The organism is Sulfitobacter sp. HI0129, assembly GCF_001635395.1.
Lineage (GTDB): Bacteria > Pseudomonadota > Alphaproteobacteria > Rhodobacterales > Rhodobacteraceae > Sulfitobacter.
On the sequence record NZ_LWGH01000444.1, the window covers coordinates 1 to 5582 of the forward strand.

The window sequence follows — 5582 nt, forward strand, 5'->3', positions numbered from 1 at the left end:
TCAGGCCGGCGCCCAGGAGTTGTCTGCGATTGATCATTCGTCTTCTCCTTCGTCATTTGCTCCGACCTCGACCGACCCGCCCCAGATCGCGGCGGTCACATCGGTTTCGGCCAACCAGTAGTCACGTTTGGCTTCGGCAGCGTCGAGCTCCGCTTCCAGCCCATCGCGGGCATCCTCCAACAATTCGAAGGTGGAGCTGATCATACCGCTGTAGGACTTCAGCGCTTCGGCATCGATCGTGCGCCGCAGCGGCAGCACCACATCGCGCCAGTGGCGCGCGACATCATGTTTGCCGGTCACGGCCTTGTGGGCCGCACGGGCTTCGGCCCGGGCATTCACCGCCGATTGCGCCAGCATGTTGGCGGCCCGCAGATATTCGAGCGAGCCGCGCCGCGAGATGAGCTTGCCCGTGTCGTAGAGCGGTATCTCGAACTCCACGTCGATGACGGGGGTCACTTCGACACCCGAGGTGCCGTTTTCCTGCTCCACGCCAAGGCCCGCTGCCGCGGTGATGTCGGAAACCGAACGTGTCTGCCCCGTCAGCCTGTAATCCGCGGCAATGGCTTCCAGTTCAAGCCGCCCCGCCGCGAGGTCGACCCGGTTCTGCAGGGCGAGCCTTTCGATATCGGACCGGGAGCGTGAACGCGCCGGCAACCGGGGAAGCGCGTCGGGCACGTAGAATGTGACCTGACCCAGCGGGATACCCATCAGCCGGGCCAGCCGTTCTTTCGCCAGTTGCGCTTCGAGCTTGGCATCGGCGCGCTCTGCCGCGACTTCGGCGTTGAATGCGTGTTCACGCGCCTGATCCGCCGCGTTGAGCGCCCCGGTACGCCCGAGTTCGGTCGCCAGTTCAGAGGCCGCATCGGCAGCGTTCTGGGTGCGCGCGATCAATGCCGCGGCTTCGAAGGCCCCGACCGCTTCGATCCATGCGCGGCGCGTTTCCACGGCGAGCGCGATCGTCTCTCCCGCAGCGGCCAGTTGTGCCTGCTGGAACCGCAGTTCCGCCACCCGGGTACGGGGTTTCGCCGTCGCCGCGTCGAGCACCGCCGTAAGCAGGGTCGCTTCGAGCGTGCGGGTCACATCACCCGCAAAGCCCGAAACCGACACGCCGATGGTGGGAATGGGGCCGAGTGCGGCTTCCCAGACATCGGCGGCGGACAGACCCAGTTCCGCATAGGCCGCCTGCAAGCCGCGATTGTTGAGCAGTGCGGCTTGCACGGCGGTATCCGCCGAAATTGTCTTGCCTTCGACAAGCGCTCTTGTCTGCAATTCCGCACGCGCGATGGCCGCGGGGGTCTGGTGCCAGGCGGGTTTACTGGCCAGCGCCTTGACACCGCGTTCGGAAACCGAGGCAAAACCGGCACCCGGGGCGCTGACCCTGCCGATCGTGGCGGTATCGGCGCAGGCGGCCAGCACGGCAAAGGCCGCAACGGAGGAAACGAGTCTTTTCTTCATCTCAATGTCCCTTTTGCGTGTCGTTCAGGCTGCGCCAGTCGTCGGGCTGGACCACCCGGTAGCCTTGGTATTCAACCGAAGGTCCGGACTGCAGGTGTGAGGTCGCAAGGACAGGGCTGGACGTCTCTACGCCCAGGGGGAGTGGCTCAAGCGGCGAACAGGCCGCAATCGCCAGCGGCACCAAAGCCGCTACTGCAATTTTCATCAGGGGTATTCCACTATAGGAGGTGTTCCAACGGCGACAGGATCGTCGCCACGATCGGAAACGTCAGCCGCGTGGGGGCCTCAGCAGACCCTCGGGCCCTTGTATGAGGATTATTCCACCATCGGCCATGCGGTAGCCATCGGATAGCACCACGCCTTCTGGAACGGTATTGAAGTCACCGAAATCGGTGGCCAAGACGCAGGCATGAGCCTTGCAATTGCCGCAAATATGCGCACCGGAGCGCGCCATATCAGAAGCGTCATCCGTAGTTACATCCACCGAGGGCATCTGAACGGCACCGCTGTGGGGACGCAATTCACAGTCGATCATTACCGTCGCATTCGACGGTGATGCCAGAATGGCCAACACGACAAACGCCGTGACGCACAATCCACAAACTGTTTTTGCGAAGGTTCTCATGAGGACGGAATTAATGCCGCAAACCTGACTTTCACAAGTATCAGATTGTATCAAAGCGGCTCAAGCTGCCCATTCCAAGAATAGATAAAGAACTATTGTGCATAAAATTTCTTGGGTACAATATAAATAACTGATTTCGCTCTAAAAAACGTTATCGTGAGATACGCGTGAGTTCTTGCCGCGTGGGCGGTTTGCCGCATCCGCCCTATGCCCCTGCGTCCTGCAATATGCCCAGAATCTCCGCCTTGGTCAGTTCGACCGGATTGGCCTTCGTGGAAGACGCCGCCATGGCTGCCTCGGCGACAGAGGCGAAGGCGGCGGAAGGCGCGCCCAAATCGCTGAGGCTCGGGAAATCCTGCTTGGCCAGAAAGGACCGCAGCGCACCGATGCCGTCAGCGCCTTCTGCTCCCAGCCCATCGGCGAGCCAGCCCGCGACGTCGGAAATCCGCCCGCCGTCCCTGCCCCGGTCCTCCATGGCCTCACGGTTGACGGCAAGGGCATCCGCCAGAAGCCGCCCACAGATCGCCCCATGCGCCCCGCCCCGGCCCCCGATGACCGATGCCAGCCCATGCACGATGCCCAGCCCGGAGTTGGCCAGCGCGAGACCGCTGAGATAGCTCGCCCGCGCCATCGTATCGCGCGCGGCGGGGCATTCCCCCTGCGTGAGCCGTTTCAGGGCGCGAATGGCATCCGGCAAGGTATCGCGGCAGAGCGCGTCGGTGACCGGGTTGGCCCGGTTGCACAGGTAGCTTTCGGCAAGCTGGGTGATGGCGTCGAGCCCGCTCGCCAGTGTGAGCGCCATGGGAGCATCGTCCGTCAGGGCCGGATCGACGATGGCCAGCGTGGGCACCAAGCGCGTGTCCCGCAGGCTGACCTTCAGCCCCCGCTCCGGCACGCCCAGCACCGCGTTCCGGGTCGCTTCGGCGCCCGTGCCAGAGGTCGTCGGGACGGCGGCGAAGGGCAGCGGGGGTTCCAGCACCTCGGCGGGTTGCCCGTCGAGCCCCAGATAATCGGCAGGATCGCCCGGGCTGGGGCAGAGACCGGCAAGCGCCTTGCCCAGATCGATTGTGGCACCCCCGCCGACGGCGAGGATACAGTCCGCGCCGAACGCGCGGGCCTGCTGCCGCGCGTCGCGTACCTGGTCAAGGGTGGGCTCGCCCGAGGAATGGATCACCTCAAGTGCGAGACCCGATGCTTCCAGCTCCGCGCGCAGATCGTCGACCCAAGGAACGGAGCGTCCGCGCACCAGCACCATCCGGCGGCCCAGCTGCCCCGCCAGTTCAGCGGTACGATGGCGGCAGTCACGTCCGAAAAGGGTGCGCGCCGGCGACGTCAGGGCAAAGGGCTCCATCGGTCAGAAGCGCATGGTGGCATCGACGGCCCGCCCCCAGGCCGCATATTTGCGCGCGCGGGTGTCGTCATCCATCTGCGGCTCGAAGCAACGTTCCAGCGCCCATGTCTTGGCGAATTCCTCCTGATCCGGGCAAACCCCGGCCCGGTATCCCGCCAGCCACGCGGCGCCCATCGCGGTTGTTTCCAGAACCTTCGGCCGGTCGACGCGTGCCCCGATGATGTCAGACAGGAACTGCATGGCGAAGTCAGAGGCGCTCATGCCGCCGTCTACCCGCAGCGTCGCGGTGGAAGAGATATCCCGTAGCGTCGCGCCGCCGCCGGTGCCGCCCGCCAGACCTTCCCGCTCACAATCCGCCTGCATCGCCTGAAGCAGATCGCAGGTCTGGTAGCCCACGCTTTCCAGCGCTGCCCGGGCAAACTCCTCGGGGCCGGAATTGCGGCTCAGCCCAAAGATGGCACCCCGGCATTCGGCGTTCCAATAGGGTGCCCCCAACCCGGTAAAGGCCGGGACCAGAACAACGTTCTGCGTCGGGTCCGACCGCTCGGCGAGCGGTTGCGTCTCTTTCGCCTCACGGATGATCTTCAGCCCGTCGCGCAGCCATTGCACCACCGCCCCGGCGATGAAGATCGATCCCTCAAGCGCGTAGGTCGGTTTGCCATCCAACTGGTAGGCAATGGTAGTGAGCAGCCGGTTCTGCGACGTGACGGGCGTATCGCCGGTGTTCATCAGCGCAAAGCAGCCGGTCCCGTAGGTCGATTTCAGCATGCCCGGTTTGAAGCAGGCCTGCCCGACGGTCGCGGCCTGCTGATCCCCGGCGATGCCGCGGATCGGGATGGGGCGACCGAAAAGATCGGGGCGCGTCTCGCCGAAGTCGGCGGCGCTGTCGCGCACCTCGGGCAGGATCGCGGGCGGTATCCCCAGTTTGTCGCAGATCGTGCGGCTCCAGCGGCCCTTGCGGATGTCATAGAGCATGGTGCGCGCCGCGTTTGTGGCATCCGTCGCATGGACGGCACCACCGGTAAGGTTCCAGACCAGCCAACTGTCCACCGTACCGAAGGCGAGTTTGCCCGCCTCGGCCTTTTCGCGCGCGCCCTCGGCGTGCTCCAGCAGCCAGGCGAGCTTGGTGGCACTGAAATAGGGATCGAGCAGCAGGCCGGTCCGGGCGGTCACGGTCTCCTCGAAGCCTTCGTCCTTCAGCTTGCGGCAGAGGGCCGATGTACGCCGGTCCTGCCAAACGATCGCGTTGTGAATGGGTCGGCCCGTTTCACGGTCCCAGACGATCGTGGTCTCGCGCTGGTTGGTGATGCCGATGGCGGCAATGCCCTCCGCGCGCCCGCCCGCCTTTTCGATGGCGGCACGGCAGGTCGCGGCGGTGGTGGACCACAGGTCAGCCGGGTCATGCTCCACCCAGCCGCTGTCGGGATAAATCTGCGGAAATTCTTCCTGCGCCGATGCGATGGCGTTCAACCCTTGATCGAACAGCACGGCACGGCTGGATGTGGTCCCCTGGTCGATGGCCAGAATATGCGTCATGGATCACCTCGCTTCTGAGGGATGTTTATGGGCCGTCCGGCCCGTGCAGTTCAAGCGGGGTATCCCGTGGAATGACCGGGGCCCACAGGGGGCCCCGGTCGCAGACAGGGCTTACTGCCAGGACTGGATCAGTTCGTCATAGCTGACCGTCTTGGGTTCCTCGTCTTCGTTCTCGAGCTTCGGATAGGGCGCGCCTTCCTGGGCGAACCAGTGCTCCGCGTCCATTTCCTCGTTCAGCTTGGGACCGATATCGCCCTGAATACCGGCACGCTCCAGACGCTCCAGCACCTTTTCCTGATCGGCGCAGAGTGCATCCAGCGCTTCCTGGGGTGTCTTCGCACCGGACATGGCGTCGCCGATGTTCTGCCACCACAGTTGCGCCAGCTTCGGATAGTCCGGAACGTTGGTGCCGGTGGGCGACCACGCAACGCGCGCAGGTGAACGGTAGAACTCCACCAGACCGCCCAGCTTGTCCGCACGCTCGGTAAAGCTGTCATGCTGCACCGTGGACTCGCGGATGAAGGTCAGGCCGACGTGGGACTTCTTCACATCCACCGTCTTGGAGGTGACGAACTGCGCGTAGAGCCATGCGGCCTTGGCGCGATCCACCGGGGT

Annotated in this window: 5 protein-coding genes and 1 pseudogene; all 6 read right to left on the reverse strand. The window is 64.6% G+C overall.

Annotated elements, in window-relative coordinates:
- Positions 1-33: 33 nt before the first annotated feature.
- Positions 34-1455, reverse strand: a complete 1422-nt coding sequence (locus tag A3764_RS12115; protein WP_067928452.1) for a TolC family protein — start codon at positions 1453-1455, stop codon at positions 34-36.
- A 1-nt stretch (position 1456) separates the two neighbouring features.
- On the reverse strand, positions 1457-1660 hold the full coding sequence (locus tag A3764_RS24675; RefSeq protein ID WP_150120937.1) for a hypothetical protein: 204 nt from the start codon (positions 1658-1660) through the stop codon (positions 1457-1459).
- Positions 1661-1723: 63 nt separating this feature from the next.
- Positions 1724-1990 carry a hypothetical protein gene (locus A3764_RS24680; RefSeq protein ID WP_150120936.1) on the reverse strand — a complete coding sequence of 89 codons (267 nt, stop codon included), beginning with the start codon at positions 1988-1990 and terminating at the stop codon, positions 1724-1726.
- A gap of 295 nt (positions 1991-2285) precedes the next feature.
- Positions 2286-3431 carry an iron-containing alcohol dehydrogenase gene (locus A3764_RS12120; protein WP_067951626.1) on the reverse strand — a complete coding sequence of 382 codons (1146 nt, stop codon included), beginning with the start codon at positions 3429-3431 and terminating at the stop codon, positions 2286-2288.
- Positions 3432-3434: 3 nt separating this feature from the next.
- Positions 3435-4967, reverse strand: a complete 1533-nt coding sequence (gene glpK / locus A3764_RS12125; RefSeq protein WP_067928057.1) for a glycerol kinase GlpK — start codon at positions 4965-4967, stop codon at positions 3435-3437.
- Positions 4968-5078: 111 nt separating this feature from the next.
- Positions 5079-5582 (reverse strand): annotated as a pseudogene (locus A3764_RS12130) (carbohydrate ABC transporter substrate-binding protein); the annotation flags it as partial.